General features: G+C 68.0%; 19 protein-coding genes. 12 read left to right on the plus strand and 7 right to left on the minus strand.

All coding sequences use genetic code 11. The features are described from left to right. Positions 1-178 precede the first annotated feature (178 nt). From K3A84_RS05175 to K3A84_RS05190, 4 genes are all read left to right on the plus strand, one after another. Positions 179-853 carry an RNA polymerase sigma factor gene (locus tag K3A84_RS05175; protein WP_225008266.1) on the plus strand — a complete coding sequence of 225 codons (675 nt, stop codon included), beginning with the start codon at positions 179-181 and terminating at the stop codon, positions 851-853. Beyond that, a complete protein-coding gene (locus K3A84_RS05180) occupies positions 850-1614 on the plus strand; it encodes a hypothetical protein (RefSeq protein ID WP_225008267.1) in 765 nt (254 codons plus the stop codon). Before K3A84_RS05175 ends, K3A84_RS05180 begins: the two co-directional genes overlap by 4 nt. A 94-nt stretch (positions 1615-1708) precedes the next feature. Next, a complete protein-coding gene (locus tag K3A84_RS05185; RefSeq protein ID WP_225008268.1) occupies positions 1709-2395 on the plus strand; it encodes a response regulator transcription factor in 687 nt (228 codons plus the stop codon). Continuing rightward, positions 2382-3776 carry a sensor histidine kinase gene (locus K3A84_RS05190; protein WP_225008269.1) on the plus strand — a complete coding sequence of 465 codons (1395 nt, stop codon included), beginning with the start codon at positions 2382-2384 and terminating at the stop codon, positions 3774-3776. The genes K3A84_RS05185 and K3A84_RS05190 overlap by 14 nt, the downstream gene beginning before the upstream one ends. Here K3A84_RS05190 and K3A84_RS05195 read toward each other — a convergent pair. After that, positions 3711-7103, minus strand: a complete 3393-nt coding sequence (locus tag K3A84_RS05195; protein ID WP_225008270.1) for a glycosyltransferase — start codon at positions 7101-7103, stop codon at positions 3711-3713. The genes K3A84_RS05190 and K3A84_RS05195 overlap by 66 nt on opposite strands. 327 nt (positions 7104-7430) lie before the next feature. Here K3A84_RS05195 and K3A84_RS05200 point away from each other — a divergent pair, with 327 nt between their 5' ends. Further along, positions 7431-8276 (plus strand): DODA-type extradiol aromatic ring-opening family dioxygenase, encoded by an 846-nt coding sequence (locus tag K3A84_RS05200; RefSeq protein ID WP_225008271.1) that lies wholly within the window; start codon positions 7431-7433, stop codon positions 8274-8276. Here K3A84_RS05200 and K3A84_RS05205 read toward each other — a convergent pair. The 3 genes from K3A84_RS05205 to guaA are packed head-to-tail and all read right to left on the minus strand — an operon-like array spanning position 8273 to position 10728. Continuing rightward, positions 8273-8710, minus strand: coding sequence for a GNAT family acetyltransferase (locus K3A84_RS05205; protein ID WP_225008272.1), 438 nt, complete (start codon positions 8708-8710; stop codon positions 8273-8275). The genes K3A84_RS05200 and K3A84_RS05205 overlap by 4 nt on opposite strands. Positions 8711-8714: 4 nt before the next feature. Next, complete coding sequence (locus K3A84_RS05210; protein WP_225008273.1) at positions 8715-9158, minus strand: acyl-CoA thioesterase; 444 nt, start codon at positions 9156-9158, stop codon at positions 8715-8717. 10 nt (positions 9159-9168) lie between these two features. Further along, a complete protein-coding gene (gene guaA, locus K3A84_RS05215) occupies positions 9169-10728 on the minus strand; it encodes a glutamine-hydrolyzing GMP synthase (RefSeq protein ID WP_225008274.1) in 1560 nt (519 codons plus the stop codon). Positions 10729-11144: 416 nt separating this feature from the next. On the opposite strand from guaA, the gene gluQRS reads away from it, so the two are divergent. From gluQRS to K3A84_RS05240, 5 genes are all read left to right on the plus strand, one after another. Next, positions 11145-11990 carry a tRNA glutamyl-Q(34) synthetase GluQRS gene (gluQRS, locus tag K3A84_RS05220; protein ID WP_225008275.1) on the plus strand — a complete coding sequence of 282 codons (846 nt, stop codon included), beginning with the start codon at positions 11145-11147 and terminating at the stop codon, positions 11988-11990. Next, positions 11987-12214: an HIG1 domain-containing protein gene (locus tag K3A84_RS05225; protein WP_225008276.1), complete on the plus strand. Its 228-nt coding sequence runs from the start codon at positions 11987-11989 to the stop codon at positions 12212-12214. Before gluQRS ends, K3A84_RS05225 begins: the two co-directional genes overlap by 4 nt. A gap of 25 nt (positions 12215-12239) precedes the next feature. After that, a complete protein-coding gene (locus tag K3A84_RS05230; RefSeq protein WP_225008277.1) occupies positions 12240-12803 on the plus strand; it encodes a cob(I)yrinic acid a,c-diamide adenosyltransferase in 564 nt (187 codons plus the stop codon). 75 nt (positions 12804-12878) lie between these two features. After that, positions 12879-13748: a 3-hydroxybutyryl-CoA dehydrogenase gene (locus K3A84_RS05235; RefSeq protein ID WP_225008278.1), complete on the plus strand. Its 870-nt coding sequence runs from the start codon at positions 12879-12881 to the stop codon at positions 13746-13748. A 52-nt stretch (positions 13749-13800) separates the two neighbouring features. Continuing rightward, positions 13801-14127, plus strand: a complete 327-nt coding sequence (locus tag K3A84_RS05240; protein ID WP_225008279.1) for a hypothetical protein — start codon at positions 13801-13803, stop codon at positions 14125-14127. Positions 14128-14132: 5 nt separating this feature from the next. Here K3A84_RS05240 and K3A84_RS05245 read toward each other — a convergent pair whose 3' ends face one another. After that, positions 14133-14450, minus strand: a complete 318-nt coding sequence (locus K3A84_RS05245; RefSeq protein ID WP_225008280.1) for a hypothetical protein — start codon at positions 14448-14450, stop codon at positions 14133-14135. Positions 14451-14593: 143 nt separating this feature from the next. On the opposite strand from K3A84_RS05245, the gene K3A84_RS05250 reads away from it, so the two are divergent. Beyond that, the gene (locus tag K3A84_RS05250; protein ID WP_225008281.1) at positions 14594-14941 is read left to right on the plus strand and encodes a DMT family protein; all 348 of its coding nucleotides are present in this window, start codon (positions 14594-14596) and stop codon (positions 14939-14941) included. A 4-nt stretch (positions 14942-14945) separates the two neighbouring features. Here K3A84_RS05250 and K3A84_RS05255 read toward each other — a convergent pair whose 3' ends face one another. After that, a complete protein-coding gene (locus tag K3A84_RS05255; RefSeq protein ID WP_225008282.1) occupies positions 14946-15125 on the minus strand; it encodes a hypothetical protein in 180 nt (59 codons plus the stop codon). A gap of 126 nt (positions 15126-15251) precedes the next feature. Between K3A84_RS05255 and K3A84_RS05260 the strand changes: the two genes are divergently transcribed. Then, positions 15252-15731, plus strand: a complete 480-nt coding sequence (locus K3A84_RS05260; RefSeq protein WP_225008283.1) for a thermonuclease family protein — start codon at positions 15252-15254, stop codon at positions 15729-15731. On the opposite strand, the gene K3A84_RS05265 is transcribed toward K3A84_RS05260, so the two are convergent. Then, positions 15728-16363, minus strand: coding sequence for a TetR/AcrR family transcriptional regulator (locus K3A84_RS05265; RefSeq protein WP_225008284.1), 636 nt, complete (start codon positions 16361-16363; stop codon positions 15728-15730). The two genes, K3A84_RS05260 and K3A84_RS05265, sit on opposite strands and share 4 nt — an antisense overlap. Between the last annotated feature and the right edge of the window lie 141 nt (positions 16364-16504).

The raw sequence follows: 16504 nt of genomic DNA on the forward strand, positions 1-16504 counted from the left end.
ATGCCCAACGCTGCCGATGCGGCGAACCCTTCGCATGCCTCGCGAAAAAAAATTGCGCGGGGCTGACCACTCCGTAAATTTGCGGTTCAGGCGGGGATGGCCAGCACAGGCACGGTTCATGGGGGAACATGGACGGAGGTATCCGCGTGCGCCACTGCCAGCCGCAAAGGCTCCTCGCATGATGTTTCATGGCGATATCCAGCGCCACGCCGATGTGATCGGCGAGGGAGGCTTCGCGCGCGACGCCAGCCTGCCCCCTCCTGCCAACGCCTCGCTCGACACTTGCGACGATACGGCGTTGATGGCGTTGGTGGCCGGCGGCGATGCCGACGCCTTCGGGGTGCTGGTCGACCGGCACGCGGGCGCGCTCTATCGCGTTGCCATGCGGATGCTGGCCGACACGCACGAGGCCGAGGACGTGGTGCAGGAAGCCTTCGCACGGGCCTGGCAGCAGGCGCCGCGCTGGAAGCCGAGCGGCGCCGGCCTTGTCGGCTGGCTGCACCGGGTGACGATGAACCTGTGCTTCGATCGCAAGCGACGGTTCCGCGTGGTGCTGGCGCCCGAACTGCCTGAACAGATCGACGAGGCCCCGCTGGCCGATGCCGGAATCATCGCTTCCCAGGCGCGCGCGGCCGTGGCAGGAGCGCTGGCCGACTTGCCCGAACGCTATCGGGCGGCGCTGGTGCTTTGTTATTACGAGGGTTTTTCGAATGCCCTTGCAGCAGAGGTCATGGGGCTCAACATAAAGGCGATGGAATCCTTGCTGTTCAGGGCGCGCCGGCAATTGCGCGAGTTGCTCGAAGCGCGCGACGTGCGCTGCCGCGATCTCGTGCCTGAAAGCTGCGCGGCGTGAGGCGCAAGGCTCCGGCTGCGCCGCAATGGCGCGAGAACGAGCTGGACCGAGCGCTCGATCTGGCGGTCGCGCCGCGCCTGCCCGAAGGGCTTGCCGCACGGATCAAGGCGGACGTGACGCGGTTGCCGCAGGACGCCCCGATCGCGGCGAGCGCGTTGCAGCGCGCGCCGGTGGCCACGCGCGCGCAGCTGCCTTCGCACGCGGCGGCGCGCAGTCCGCGGCGCTGGGTGGGGGCAGGTGCAGGTCTTGCCGCGCTGGCGGCGGGGCTGGCGGTGTTCGCGCTGGTGGGTGCGCCGCGCCAGGACGATCCTTCGGCCCCCGGCGCCGACACGCAGGATTCGGCGTCTGCCCTTGTTGCGGCCCCCACCCCCGGCGTGGTGGCCGCGCCCGCGACGCAGGTGCCTGCGCGTCTGGCAATAGCGGGCCATGTCGCGCCGCGCGCAACGGCAAAGGCCGATGATGCGCGGGCCGACGACGCCGGCGCGCCGTTGCCCGCGCCCGAAACTTCGCTTTCGCCCGAGCCCGATGCCCTGGCCGTGGCCATGCCGCCGGCTGCGCCCGATGGCCCCGCTGCCGCGCCCGATGCCAACGAAGCTGCGCCGGTCCCCGGCGTGCGCGGGCAGATGGGACCGGCCTTGCCGCAAGGCTTCGGCTATACCGGCGGCGCGCCGGGTTCGATCCCGTCGGGCGCGCCGGTGACGATGTCGGGCGGGCCTGGCATGGGCGGTGCGGGGCGTGGCGGGCCCGGTCCCCGTCATTGAGCGTCCCCGTCATTGAGCGCCCCCATCGCTATGGGCTGACGCGCGCATCGGAACGCGCTAGGCTTCCTGTCTGACATGGCGCGGAGGGTTACGAGTGGGCGGACGCATCCTGCTGGTCGAGGATGATCGGCAAATCGCCGACTATGTCGCGCAAGGGTTCGAGGAGCTTGGCTATACCGTCGATCGCGCGGACAACGGGCGCGATGGGCTGTTCCTGGCGACCGACAGCCAGTTCGATGTCGTGGTGCTCGACCGGATGCTGCCCGCGATGGACGGGCTGGCCTTGCTCAAGGCCTTGCGTGCGGCCGAAGTCGATACCCCGGTGATCATGCTCTCGGCGCTGGGCAGCACCGACGATCGCATCGCGGGGCTCAATGCCGGGGCCGACGACTACCTGGGGAAGCCCTTTGCGTTCGGCGAGTTGCTGGCGCGGGTGCAGGCCTTGGCCCGGCGCGGACGTGGCCCGGCCAAGGCGATGGATACCGTCCTGCGTTGCGGCGATCTGGAGTTCGATCGCCTGAGCCGACAGGTGCGGCGCGGCGCGCGCAAGATCGTGTTGCAACCGCGCGAGTTCCGCCTGCTGGAATACCTGATGCAGCATCAGGGCGAAGTGGTGACGCGGACTATGCTGCTCGAAGCGGTGTGGGACTATCACTTCGATCCCGGCACCAACGTGATCGACGTGCACATCAGCCGGTTGCGGCGCAAGATCGACGATGGCGAGGCCGCGCCGCTCTTCCATACCGTGCGCGGCGCGGGCTATCGCCTTGCCGCGGACTGACAACGCCCGCGCGGCGTCGGGGCGCCGCCGCTTTTCGCCGACGATGGTGCGGCTGGTGGGGGCGGTGTTCGTGCTGCAGCTGCTGTCGAGCGCGGCAGCGATCTTCTTCCTGCGCACGCAGATGGTCGAAGTGGTGCGCGCCGATCGCGTGCGGCAGGTGGTCGACGTGCGCGACGACCTGCTGGCGGCGTTCTATGACGGCGGGCGGGGCGAACTGGCCGACTTCATCCTGTCGCGCCGGGGCAGCGCGGGCGATCCCACCGTGTTCGTCGCGCTGACCGGTGGGGACGGGCCGCCGCTGCTGTCAAATCTCGATCGCGTGCCGCAAGTGGCGGTGGGGCCGCGGCCCGTGCCGATAACGGTGCGCCGCAGCCCCGGCGGGCCGCCGAGCGAGGGCATGGCGGTGGCGGGACGCCTGCCCGATGGCGAGACGCTGGTGGTCGGCGTCGCCAGCACCAGCGACCGCCGTTTCGACCTGGCATTTGCCACGGCGATCGGGGTGACCACGGCGGTGGCGGTGCTGCTGGCGACCTTGAGCGCGGCTGTGCTCGGCCTCGTCATCAGCCGCCGCACGCACGAGATCGCGGAGACGGCGGCGCAGCTCGCCTCGGGCAATTTCGGGGCGCGGCTGGCGGTCGACGAGACCGGCGACGGGTTCGACCACCTGCGCGGGCAGATCAACCTGATGGCCGAGCGCATCGACCAGCTGGTTTCGCAGTTGGGCGCGGTTTCGGGCGCGCTGGCGCACGATCTGCGCTCGCCCGTCACGCGGCTGTCGGCGGCGCTCGAACGCGCCATGGCGCGAGTCGAGGAGCCGGCCGCGCTGGAGGCGCTGGAAGCCGCGCGTGCCGATGCCGAGGCCTTGCGCACGATGCTGGAGGCGGCGCTCGAAGTCAGTCGGCTGGAAGGCGGGGCGGTGCAGGACCGCCGCGTCGCGCTGGACCTCGCCACGCTGGCCGAGGATCTGGTCGAGCTGTACGAGCCGCTGGCCGAACAGGAAGGCGTGGTGCTGGAAGCGGAGCTGCACGCCGCGCCCGTGCTGGCCGACCGCGAACTGGTCAGCCGCGCGCTGGCCAACCTGATCGACAACGCGATGAAGTATGGCGGGAGGCGGATCGTTGTCAGCACGCGGATGCAGGGCGGCAAGGGCGTGCTGGCAGTGGCCGATGATGGACCCGGCATCGCGCCCGAGGATCGCGCGCGCGCGGTCGAGCGTTTCGTCCGGCTCGACAACGCGCGCACCCGTCCGGGCGGTGGCCTCGGCCTCGCGATGGTGGCCGCGGTGGCGCGGCTTCATGGCGGGGCGCTCGACCTGTCAGCCGGGGATGGAGGAGATGACGGCAGCGGGGGCCTCGTCGCGACGCTCCGGTTGCCCGCCTGACGGCGTCGAGACGCGGCCGGTGCGTTCGAGCTTGCCCCAGCCGATGCCCAGCCCCGCCACCGCCGAGCCGACCGCGCGGATCACCACGCCGTACATCAGCTGGCGATAGACAAAGCGCTGGCCCAGCAGCAGCAGCGGGCGGAAGCGCTCCTCGCGCAAGTCCAGCCGGATCGCGACCCAGCCGCACAGCAGGTCGATCAGCGTAAAGCCCGCCCAGTAGAGCCCCATGCGCAGCACGTCGGTCTGCGTCTGTGCCCAGCCGTGCTGGACGATGCGGATGACCGTGCCGATGATCGAGATCCCGAGCGCGAGGTCGATCAGCGGCGAAACCATCGCGAACACGATCTGGAACAGCCAGGCCTGCGGCATCCCGACATAGGCAAGGCCGGACGGGCGGCGCTCGGTCAGGATCGAGCGATGCTTCCACAGGCATTGCAGCGTGCCGAAGGCCCAGCGGAAGCGCTGCTTGCTGAGCGCGCGCAGTGTTTCGGGGGCTTCGGTCCAAGCGACCGCATCCTCGTCATAGGCGATGCGCCAGCCCTTTCGCTGGATGGCGATGGTGAGGTCCTGATCCTCGGCCAGCGTGTCCTCGGGATAGCCGCCCACCGCATCGAGCGCGGCGCGGCGCCATGCCCCGACCGCACCCGGCACGACCATGATCGCGTCGAAGCGGGTCAGCGCGCGGCGTTCGATGTTCTGCGCCGTCACGTATTCGACCGCCTGCCAGCGGGTGACGAGGTTGACGCGGTTGCCGACCTTGGCGTTGCCCGCGACCGCGCCGATCCTGGGATCGGCGAACCAGCGCACCAGCCGCGCGATGGTGGCGGGTTCGAACTGGGTATCGGCATCGAGCGCGACGACCACTTCGCCCGAGGCGGTGGCCAACGCGCGATTGAGCGCCTTGGCTTTGCCGCCGTTGACCAGCGTCATCAGCCGCACGCGCGGATCGCTGCCGAAGCTTTCCGCGACGATCGCGCTGGTGCGATCCTTGGAGCCGTCGTCGACGACGATCACCTCGATCGGGGTGTAGTCGCTGCCCAGGATGCGGCGGACGGAGGCCTCGATCACGCGCTCTTCGTTGAAGGCGGGGATGATCACGGTGACGAGCGGGCGTGCCTCGCCCACAGGCGGCACGGGCGGCTTGCGGCGGCTGGGCACGAGCGCCAGCCCGGCAAGCCCGACCGCGCGGATCACGCCGAGCGCGATGGCGAAGAAGAAGATCCAGTTGAGCGAATCAATGACCATCGCCAGCAGCGAGAAGATGGCGACATCGGCGCGCACCGCTAGCAGATCCCAGCCATCCACCTTGGGCATGACTTCGTCGCGCTTGAGGCCCGCGAGCGTCGACACGGGCACGAGGCGGTAACCGTCGGCTTCGAGCCGCTCGATGATCTGCGGCAGGGCCTTGACCGTTTCGGCGCGGTTGCCGCCGCCATCGTGCAGCAGGACGACATTGGCGGTGCGATCGGGGGTGGCGTTTTCGATCGCGGAGACGGCCTTGTCGGCGATGTCCTGCGCGCCCTTGCGCTTCCAGTCGCCGGTATCGGCATGGAGGCCGACCACGGTGTAGCCCTGTTCCTGCGCGACCAGCGCGGGGCCGATCTCGTCGGCGGTGGTGGGCTCGGCATCGCCGAAATAGGGCGCGCGGAACAGGCGGGTGGAGCGGCCCGTATAGGCTTCTATCAGGCGCTGGGTGGCGTTCAGCTCGATCTTGATGCCCGTGGCGGCCTCGTCGGCCATGTTCGGATGGGTGTAGCTGTGGTTGCCGATCTCGTCGCCGTCGGCGTTCATGCGTTCGAGCAGGCCGCGGTTGCCCACGCCGTTCTCGCCCACGACGAAGAAGGTGCCGGGCACGTGGTAGCGTTCGAGGATCGACAGGATCTGCGGCGTCCACGTCGGGTCCGGGCCATCGTCGAAGGTCAGCGCGACCAGCTTGGGCCGGTCGCCGGTACGGCGCACGACGTAGGGTGTGGGCAGGCTGGCATAGCGTTCGCTGCTGGCAAGGCCTGAGCGCGGGTCGAATTCGATGTGGCGGCTGCCACTCTGCGGCGTGGCGTCGATGCGCAGGATTTCGCCGTTGCCGTCGACATCGACGTTGTTGGTCTGGGCGATCGCCGTCAGATCAGGGCGCGCGTGGCCGCCCGCGCGCCAGGTCCGGAGCGCGTTCCAGAAGCCGGGGTCTTCCGAACCCAACCGCCACAGCGCGACGTTGCCCAGGCCGAGGCGCGAGAGCATCTGCATCTGGTTCCAGCTGGCCGCGGCATCGAGCAGCCACACGTCGTGGCGCACCGGGCCTTGCGGGCTGTCCTCGGTGAAGGCGAAGCCGACATTGCCGCTGGCCTTGTCCCACGTGGGGACGGTGCCGCTGTCGTGGGCGTCAAGCCATGTTTCCTCGACCGTCTGGCTGTCGGCGCGGCCTTCGTGCCAGTCGTAGCCGTAGTTGCCGAGCGCGACGATCAGACGCGAGCGGTCGATTCCCGCGATCTGGTCGGCAAGGTGGCTGGCGAACCAGCCCTGCGATGCGATGGGGCCGCTCTGCCCCCCCTGCCAGTGCTCGTCATAGGCCATCAGCACGACCTTGTCGGCGACCTTGGCAAAGCTGCGCGCCGACCAGTCGGAGCTGTCGATCGGCATCGTCACCGCAACCACGCGGTGGCTGGGGGCAAGGCGCGCGTGAAGATCGGCGAGGAAGGCGTGGAGCGAGGCGATCCCGGCAGGCGGCAGGTTTTCGAAGTCGACCATGACGCCGCCATCGCCCGACTTGTCGAGCGCCTGCGCCACGCTATCGGCCAGCGCGTGTCGCCGCGCGGGATTGGCGAGCACGGCGGTCGTGCCCGCGCCGTCCCACGTGCCGTCGGCGGCGTTCTGGAGCACGGGAACGACCAGCGGACGGTGCAGCGCGCCCGCCAGCACGCGGCGCATCGGTGCGTCGTCGGTCACGGTCAGGTGGCCCGCATGGTCGATCGACAGCAGCGTGGGCGCGACCCAGTCGAGCTGGCCGACGTGGCGGGCGAGCACTTGCGCGCTGCCATCGGTCCACGAGGTGTAGAAGCCCACGCTGAGCGGTGCGCCGGTGGTGGCGGTCGCGCGCGGGTGGCGACCGAGAAGGTCGGCGAGCCGGTGCGAAAGCTTGCTGACCTGCGTCTTGAGCGGCAGCGGGGCCATGCGTTCGAAGCCCAGCGGCAGCGGCTGCGAGGCGGGCACGGTGGCGACGGTGGTCGCAAACACCGCAGCGAGCGCGATCAGCAGGGCCAGCACGGCAAAGGCGATGCGGCGGGTCCGACGACGGCGAAGGCCGGTCGGATCGAAGAAGATGGGGCGTGACACGAGGGTGTGTTCCAGCGGGATCGGGCGCCAGGGGTCAGGAGCGGCCTCGACGCTTGCGGGAAGGGTGACGGTGGGCAGCGGACGCTGAGGAATCGGAACAGGGGACCGTCACGTTGCGATTCGGCGTCGGCTGCTCACCGTCGAGAAGCGGAATAGGCTATGGCGGTGATCCTGCGGGTGAGCGGATCATTACGATTTGGCCATGCTTTGTAGGGGCTTGTTCGACGCGCTCGAACGAAGCGATGGGGATTTTCGCACTTCTGGCGCGGGTCTGCCGGCCTTACGTGGAAGATCGCACGATCAGGGCGTTTGGCAGGACATTTCGCGATGACTCAGCAGCCGGTTTTCTTCCTTTCGCATGGCGGCGGCCCCTGGCCCTGGCTCGACGGCCCGTTCCGCGATGGATTCGCGTTGCTGGAGGCTTCGCTGAAGGCGATTCCGGCCATGTTGCCCGACCCTCCGCGCGCGGTGCTGGTGGTGTCCGGCCACTGGGAGGAACCGGGCTTTGCCGTATCGACGGCCGAGCAGCCGGGGATGGTCTATGACTATTACGGCTTTCCCGAGCACACCTACCACATCAGCTACCCCGCGCCCGGATCGCCGGAGGTAGCGCGGCGCGTGGTCGAACTGGGGCAGGCGGCGGGCATCCCGATCGCGACCGACCCGACACGCGGGTTCGATCACGGCACGTTCTCGATGCTCCAGCCGATCTACCCCGATGCGCAGGTGCCGGTGGTGAGCCTGGCCATGCGCGCCGATTACGACGTGGCCGCGCACATCGCGCTGGGCCGGGCGCTCGCCCCCTTGCGCGATGAAGGCGTGGTGATCGTGGGATCAGGCTTCACCTGGCACAACTTGCGCCGCTTCGATCCCAGCGCGCGCGCACCATCCGCCGCGTTCGACGGCTGGTTGCGCCATGCATTGACCGCAGTTTCGCCGCAGGACCGCGAGGCCGCGCTGCTCGGCTGGGAAGCGGCTCCGGCCGCGCGCGAGGCGCATCCGCGCGAGGATCACCTGATTCCGCTGATGGTCGCGGTCGGCGCGGCGGGCGGCGATCCGGGCACCTGCATCTATGCGCAGGACGACCTGCGGGGCGGGATAACGGCATCGTCGTACCGCTTCGGGCAGGACGTTACGCCGAGCGTGTTCGACCGGCTGCGGACGGCGGCCTAACGCCCGTCGAGGCGGCGGCTCATCGTGACGACGGCATCGTCCTGATAGCCGAGCGCTGTGTAGAAGGCCTTGGTGGCGAGGTTGTCGCTGCGCACCATGAACATCAGCTTGGGGCAGTCGCGCGCCTTGAGCCAGCCCTCGGCGGCGGCCATCAGCTTTGCCCCGATGCCGCCGCGCGTGCGCGCAGGATCGACGCCGAGGTAGTAGACCCAGCCGCGATGCCCGTCGAAGCCGACCATGACCGCGCCCGCGATGGCGTCGTCGGCGTGTGCGAGCAGGACGGTGCTGGCAGGGCCTGCCAGCGCCATGCGGAAATCGGCATGGGGGTCGTTCCACGGGCGGGTGAGGCCTGCCGCCTGCCACAAGGCGACGGTCGCGGCTTCATCCTCGCCCTGCGCAGGGCGGATGATGCAATCTGCTTCGCGCCGCTCCAAGCGGTCAGCCCTCTTCGGGCGGATGGATGAGCTTGGCTTCGAGGACCGCGCGCAAGGCTGGCGAGAGCGGGCTCGACCCTTCGGGCGTCGCCTGCACGAACGTGGTCGAGCACAGGCCGACGCACTGCTCGCCGCGGAACAGCCCCTGGCCCAGATCGTAGGAGGCCGTTCCGATCCGCAGGATGCCGGTCAGCACCTCGAGCTGGTCCTGGTAGAAGACCTCGGCAAGATAGGTCACGCGGCTGTCGGCGGTGACGATGCGGGTAAATTCGTCGCGGCCCGCCGCGTCGAAGACCGCGCGCGAGAACAGTGAGCGGGCCTCGTCGTAGTAGGCCGCGACGGCGATGTTGTTGATATGGCCGAGCCGGTCCTCATCGGTATAACGGGTCTGGATCGAACAGGCGTGCGGGTAGGGTGTCCGCGTCCGGCGCCATGCTGGGGGCTTCATTGTCTCGGCCTTATTCCCACTCGATCGTGCCGGGCGGCTTCGACGTGTAGTCGTAGACCACGCGGTTGATGCCCTTCACCTCGTTGACGATGCGCGTGGCCACGCGGGACAGGAACCCCGCGTCGAAGGGGTAGATGTCCGCCGTCATGCCGTCGGTGCTGGTCACGGCGCGCAGCGCGCAGACGCTGTCGTAGGTGCGGAAATCGCCCATCACGCCCACGGTCTTGACCGGCAGCAGCACCGCGAAGGCCTGCCAGATCGCGTCATAGAGCCCGGCGTTGCGGATTTCCTCGAGGTAGATCGCGTCGGCCTTGCGCAGGATGTCGCAGCGTTCGCGCGTCACTTCGCCGGGGATGCGGATGGCAAGGCCCGGCCCGGGGAAGGGGTGGCGCCCCACGAAGACATCCGGAAGCCCCAGTTCGCGGCCCAGCGCGCGCACTTCGTCCTTGAACAGTTCGCGCAGCGGCTCGACCAGCTTCATGTTCATGCGTTCGGGCAGGCCGCCGACGTTGTGGTGGCTCTTGATCGTGACCGAAGGCCCGCCGGTGAACGAGACGCTCTCGATCACGTCGGGGTAGAGCGTACCTTGCGCCAGGAAGTCCGCGCCGCCGACCTGCTTGGCCTCGGCCTCGAACACGTCGATGAAGGTCTTGCCGATGAACTTGCGCTTGGCCTCGGGGTCGGTCACCCCGGCAAGGCCGCCCAGGAACAGGGGCGAGACGTCCTTGTGGACCAGCGGGATGTTGTAGTGGTTGCGGAACAGGCTGACGACCTGTTCGGCCTCGCCCATGCGCATCAGCCCGTGGTCGACGAACACGCAGGTCAGCTGATCGCCGATCGCCTCGTGGATCAGCACCGCCGCCACCGCCGAATCGACGCCGCCCGACAGGCCGCAGATCACGCGGCTGTCGCCGACCTGCTCGCGGATCTCGGCGATCTTGGTCTTGCGGAATTCGGCCATGGTCCATTCGCCGGTGCAGCCGCAGACGTGGCGCACGAAGTTGGCGATCAGCTTGCCGCCATCGGGGGTGTGGACCACTTCCGGGTGGAACTGGGTGCCATAGTACTTCTTTTCGTCGTTCGCGATCACCGCGAAGGGCGCGCCGTCCGAGACCGCGACGATGCGGAAGCCGGGGGCGAACTGCGTCACCTTGTCGCCATGGCTCATCCACACCTGATGGCGTTCGCCCGTGGCCCACAGGCCGTCGAACAGCACGCAGGGTTCGGTGACGGTGAGGAACGCGCGGCCGAATTCGCCCGAATCGCCCGGTTCGACCTTGCCGCCGAGCTGCTCGCTCATCACCTGCTGGCCATAGCAGATGCCGAGGATGGGCAACCCGCTGTCGAACAGCACCTGCGGGGCGCGGGGGCTGCCATCGGCGGGGACGCTGGCGGGCGATCCCGACAGGATGATGCCCTTGGGCTTCATCCGGTGGAACGCGGCCTCGGCCTGCGTGAAGGGGGCGATTTCGGAATAGACCCCCGCTTCGCGTACGCGGCGGGCGATCAACTGCGTGACCTGGCTGCCGAAGTCGACGATCAGGATCGATTCTGAAGGCTGGATGCTCATGGGCGGCGGATAGAGAGCATGGGCGATTCTGTCCAGATGCGGCGGGGGGCCAAGGCATACGGTTGCGCAAGGTGGATTGCGTTTACTGCAAGTCACTCGGCCTTGTTCGCATTTGCAGCATACGCCGAAAAGCGTATTTGCGGCCTCGTTCAGCAAGCTCCTGCAATCCACCACCCTGCCGGCGCCGATGAACTGGGAGACTGCCTGAGAGTGCCTCACAACAGGAGGACTACCCATGCGCAGCATCGCATCTTATGTGCTGCCGATCATCATCGCGGCTGGCGTCAGCGGCATGATGTTCACCGCCACGCTCGTCTGAGCGTTCGCGGTGCACGGCACTGAAAAGCCAAAACGGCTGCCCTGAACCTTGGGGCAGCCGTTTTGCTTTATGCGCTGCACGTGATTAGCTTCGCACCGTGACCATCACCCGCTTTGCCCCCAGCCCCAACGGGCCGCTGCACCTTGGCCATGCCTGGTCGGCCATTGTCGGGCACGACCGCGCCAAGGCCGACGATGGGGCGTTCCTGCTGCGAATCGAGGACATCGACGGCGTGCGCAGCCGTCCTGAGCTGGCCGACGCGTTTCGTCGCGACCTTGAATGGCTGCGGCTCGATTTCCGCGAAGTCGCGCCGCAATCGCAGCGCATTGCCACTTATCGCGATGCCGCCGATTCGCTGCGGGCGATGGGCCTGCTCTATCCGTGTCGCTGTACCCGAACCGAAATCGCGGCGGCCGCGACGCGAATGGGGCCGGACGGACCGGTCTATCCCGGTACTTGCCTGCACCGCCCGATCGCCCCCGCACCGGGCGTGGTCTGGCGGCTGGACATGGAGCAGGCGACCGACCTGTGCGGGCCGCTGACGTGGCTCGACGAACGGCGCGGCGAGCAGCAAGCGCGACCCGAAGTGTTCGGCGACGTGGTGCTGTGGCGCAAGGATGCGCCCGCCAGCTATCACCTCGCCGCCACGCTGGACGACGCTGCCGATGGTGTGACCTGCGTGACGCGCGGACTGGATCTGTTCCACGCCAGCCACGTCCATCGGCTGTTGCAGGCTTTGCTGGGGCTGGAGGTTCCGGTGTGGCACCACCATTCGCTGCTGGTGGAGGCCGATGGGCGCAAGCTTGCCAAGCGGCGCGATGCGCCCGCGCTGTCGGACCGGCGGCTGGCAGGCGAGGACGGGCGCGCGGTCGCCGCCGAACTGCGCCATGGTCTTTTGGACACTGGCATTTCCTTTGCTGACACCCTATTTCAGTCAGCATGACCTATGTCCTGATCCCGCTCCTGCTCATTTTCATGGGCCTTGCCGCCTACTCGCTGGTGCGGGGTATCGTGGCCTTCCTGAACACCACGCGCGAGGGGCTTGAACACGGCGATGAAGGCATCAAGGACATGCAGCTGCTGCAGAACAAGATGATGTTCAACCGCATCAAGTACCAGGGACTGGCGGTCGCGGTCGTGGCAGTCCTGCTTGCGATGGCGCGCTGACGAAAAGCGCGTTAGGCGCGGCTTCATGGTCAAGCTCAACAAGATCTACACCCGTACCGGCGACAACGGCACCACCGGGCTTGTCGATGGATCGCGCCGCGCCAAGTGCGATGCGCGGATGCAGGCGATCGGCGAAGTCGACGAACTGAACAGCGCGGTCGGCCTTGCCGCCGTGGCAGCCAGCGATGGCACGGCGCGCGATCTGCGCCGCATCCAGAACGACCTGTTCGATCTCGGCGCCGACCTTGCCACGCCCGGCGAGGACTTCACGCCGTCGGAGATGGTACTGCGCGTGGTTCCGTCGCAGGTCGACTGGCTCGAAGCGGCGATCGATGCGCTCAACGAAAACCTGCCCCCGCTGACCAGCTTCATCCTGCCCGGCGGCAGCGAGGCGGCGGCGCGGGTGCACCTTGCCCGCTCGATCGCGCGGCGGGCAGAGCGTGCGGCGGTGGCGCTGGCGCAGGCCGAGCCGGTAAACCCGGCGGCGCTGGGCTATCTCAACCGCCTGTCGGACTACCTGTTCGTGCTCGCCCGCGCGACCAATGCCGGGGGCGATCCGTTGTGGGTTCCCGGCGCCTCGCGGGGCTGATTGCCACGCTGCCATTGCAAGCGTAATCCGCCGTCCGTTTCAACGGGCGCAGGCCCAGATCGCGGAGGCAATGCGATGCAGACGGTAGCGGTGATCGGGGCAGGCCAGATGGGTTCGGGCATTGCCCAGGTGGTGGCGCAGGCGGGGCTGAAGGTCCTGCTCTCGGACGTCGATGTCGCGCTGGCGGAGAAGGCGAAGGCGAAGATCGCCAAGGGCCTTTCGCGGCTGGTCGAGAAGGACAAGATCGCGGCCGCCGATGCGGAGGCGGCGCTGGCGCTGATCGTGCCGGTGGGCGACTATGCGCCAATGGCCGAGGCCGATCTGATCATCGAGGCCGCGACCGAGCGCGAGGAGATCAAGCACCGCATCTTCGAAGCCGCGGGCAAGGTTCTGCGCGCCGATGCGATCATGGCATCGAACACCAGCTCGATCCCCATCACGCGCATGGCGGTGTCCTCGCCCGATCCTTCGCGCTTCATCGGCGTGCACTTCTTCAATCCGGTGCCGGTGATGAAGCTGGTCGAGGTGATCCCCGGCCTTGCCACCTCGGCGGCGACCGTGGACGCGGTCAAGGGCTTCGTCGCGCGGCTGGGCAAGGAGGCCGTGCAGTCCGAGGACGAGGCAGGGTTCATCGTCAACCGCATCCTCGTGCCCATGCTCAACGAAGCCGTGTTCGTACTGGGGTCGGGCACGGCGAGCGTGGCCGACATCGACAAGGGTTGCCGCCTTGGCCTGAACCATCCGATGGGCCCGCTGGAACTGGCCGACTTCATCGGGCTCGACACCTGCCTGGAAATCATGCGCGTGATCCACGCCAGCACGGGGGATTCGAAGTACCGGCCCGCACCGCTGCTCGCCAAGTACGTCGAAGCCGGCTGGCTCGGCCGCAAGAGCGGGCGCGGCTTCTACGACTATGCGGGCGAGGTGCCGGTCCCGACGCGCTGAGGGAACGGCCTGCACGGCATGGGCGTTATCTCCTACGCAAGGAGATACGCTCATGACCGACCGCAAAACCGCTGATGGCGCGCCCGAGGCGCACAACGTCGAGCAGGATGACGAAGGCGCGCAGGCACAGACCCTGGCCGACGAAGCGCTGGCCCGCGCGCGCGCCGGGTCCGGCGACGAGGGTGAGACCACCCACGCCGACGACCATGGCGACGCGCCGGGCGATGGCACGCCCGACGTGGTCGATCACATGAAGCAGATGGTCAGTTCGGGCCGGATCGACATGGATGCGTTCCGGGGCGAGCGCAGCGACGATGACGAAGAGGGTATGTACGGCGAGCAGGGCATCGAGGACGACGCCCCGCGTGGTGCCGAATAGGGCGACTATTGTGCGCCGGGCTCGCCGAAGGCGGGTTCCTTGGCCGCGTTCTGCGGCAGGTCGCTGACTTGCGAGGTGACGTCGCGGCCATTGTCGTAGACGCGCACCTCGTAGTACTTCTGGCTGCCGGGGGCGGCTTCTTCCTGCGCGGGCGCGGGTTCTTCGGCCGCCCACCGTGCAAACTTTGCCTTGGGATCCTCGCTCGGCTGTGCGGCGGGGGCAGGGGCGCTTTCCATGCTGCGCGAGGCGAGACCGATCGCGGCGCCCAGGATGAGCAGGCCCCAGATCATGGCGAACCAGCGATTGCGAAACAGAATTTCCATGCGCCGCGCTCCGTCGGATTCCGGGTCGTTTGCGCGGGATTCTAGCAAGTCAGGATTAACGATCTGCCAAGATTGATGCTGTCCCTTGCAGCGGCTGCAGTGCGGTTCCAAAGCTGGGGTTTTCAACGCGGAGCCTGCGCGCCTTGCCAACGATCCTGCTGCTGATCATCTCGAACCTGTTTATGACCACCGCCTGGTACTGGCACTTGCGCGGCGGGCCGCAGGTAGCGGAAAGCCGCCCTGTACTGCTGGTGATCGCGGTCAGCTGGGGGCTGGCGCTCGTCGAATACTGCTTTGCCGTGCCCGCCAACCGTATCGGTTATGCCCATGGCTGGAGCGCGGGCCAGCTCAAAGTAGTGCAGGAGGCGATCGCGCTGGTCGTGTTCGGCGGCTTCATGGTCTTCGTCCTGGGCGAACCGCTGCACTGGCGGCACTTCGCTGCCTTCGCCTGCCTGATGGCGGCGGTGGGCTTCCTGTTCGTGGGGCGCTGAGCCTTCAGCCTTCCTTGGGCGGGTCCTTGGCCCAAGGATTGACGTGGGCGTGTTCGCTCGGCTGGTCGCTGGGGGTTTCGTCGGCGCTTGGCGTCAGGCGCCAGGCAGTGACGAGAATGCCCGCCGCCCAAAACAGGGCCGACCAGCGGCTGCGGAAGATCCGGCTATATCCAACACCCAGCATGGCTGCGCAGCCTAGCGGCGAAGGGTTAAGCATTTCCTGATCGTCGATCTTGCCTCAGGTATAGGCCTAAGGCACTGTCCTATGGATCTTTTTCCGGAACTGATCCGGTGCCCCGTGCATTGCACGATGCTGCCCATGATCCCGTTCCCCAAGCTCGCCGCGCTTTGCGGCTTCGCCCTGCTGACCGCCTGCGCCGTCCCCTCCCCGCCTTCGGACCCCGCCTTGTTGCGCGCCGATGGCGAGCGTGCGCGCTTTGGCCCTTGCGCGCCGGGGCCGCGCGTCACCTGCGTCGTCGATGGCGACACCTTCTGGTATCGTGGCACCAAGATTCGCATCGCCGACATCAACGCGCCCGAAGTAAGCCATCCCTCGTGCCCGCGCGAAGCGGCGCTGGGCGCGGCGGCGACGCGGCGACTGACCGAGCTACTGAACGCCGGTCCGTTCACGCTGGCGGTGGAAGGCAAGCGCGACACCGACCGCTATGGCCGGGCGCTGCGCGTGGTGGCGCGCCGGGGTGAAAGCCTGGGGCTCCGGCTTGAGCGCGAAGGACTGGCCGAACGCTGGAGGGGGCGGCGCGGCGACTGGTGCGGCGGCGTTGCTGCTTAAGCGGCGCGCAGGTCGGTCACGCCCTTCGCCCCGCGATCGGCGGCGGACAGGCCATCGAAGACGGCGTCGATGATCCGCGCGAGCTTTTCTTCGGTCAGCCGCTCCATGAACATGGCCATGGTGTTGATCGCGCAATAGGGGGCGACCATCTGGTTGACGAGGCTGATCGTCTCGTCGACGCCGAGGCCGTTGAAATGGCCTTCGCCCATCGCCTCGCCGATGATCATGCCGAGGTAGTGGTCGGCAAGGTCGACGTAGCTGCGCACCTGCTCGAAATGTTCGTTGCCGATGTCGATGTAGCTCTGGAACGCCACCGGATCGGCCTGGTAGTGCTTGCGCATCATGGTGAAACGGCGCGCGAAGAATTCGTACATCTTGCGCCGCGCGGGCAATTCGCTGGCGACAACCTCTTCCATCGCGGCGACCTTGGGGCGGAACCAGTATTCCGCCAGCGCCTCCATCAGCGCGTCCTTGTCCTCGAAGTAGCGATAGACGGTGGCGGGGGACATCCCCGCACGGATCGCCAGTTCCTGCATGGTGAGCGCCGGGGTGCCGCGCTCTTCGAGCAGGGTAGTGGCGATTTCGACCAGACGTTCGCGGGTCGCCTCGATATCGGTCTGGGCGCGGGTCATCGCTGCTTCCTGTTGGGCAGGGGATTTGTTTCTTTCGCGATTGTAGGGTGTGGCCGCGATGGTTTCAATGAACCGACGTGCCTTCCTTGCGTCACAAGGCTGGGCTAGATCCGCCATGCTATTGCAACGCTTGCAAAAAAA

The sequence above is a fragment of the Novosphingobium percolationis genome (assembly GCF_020179425.1).
In the GTDB taxonomy this organism is placed as follows: domain Bacteria; phylum Pseudomonadota; class Alphaproteobacteria; order Sphingomonadales; family Sphingomonadaceae; genus Novosphingobium; species Novosphingobium percolationis.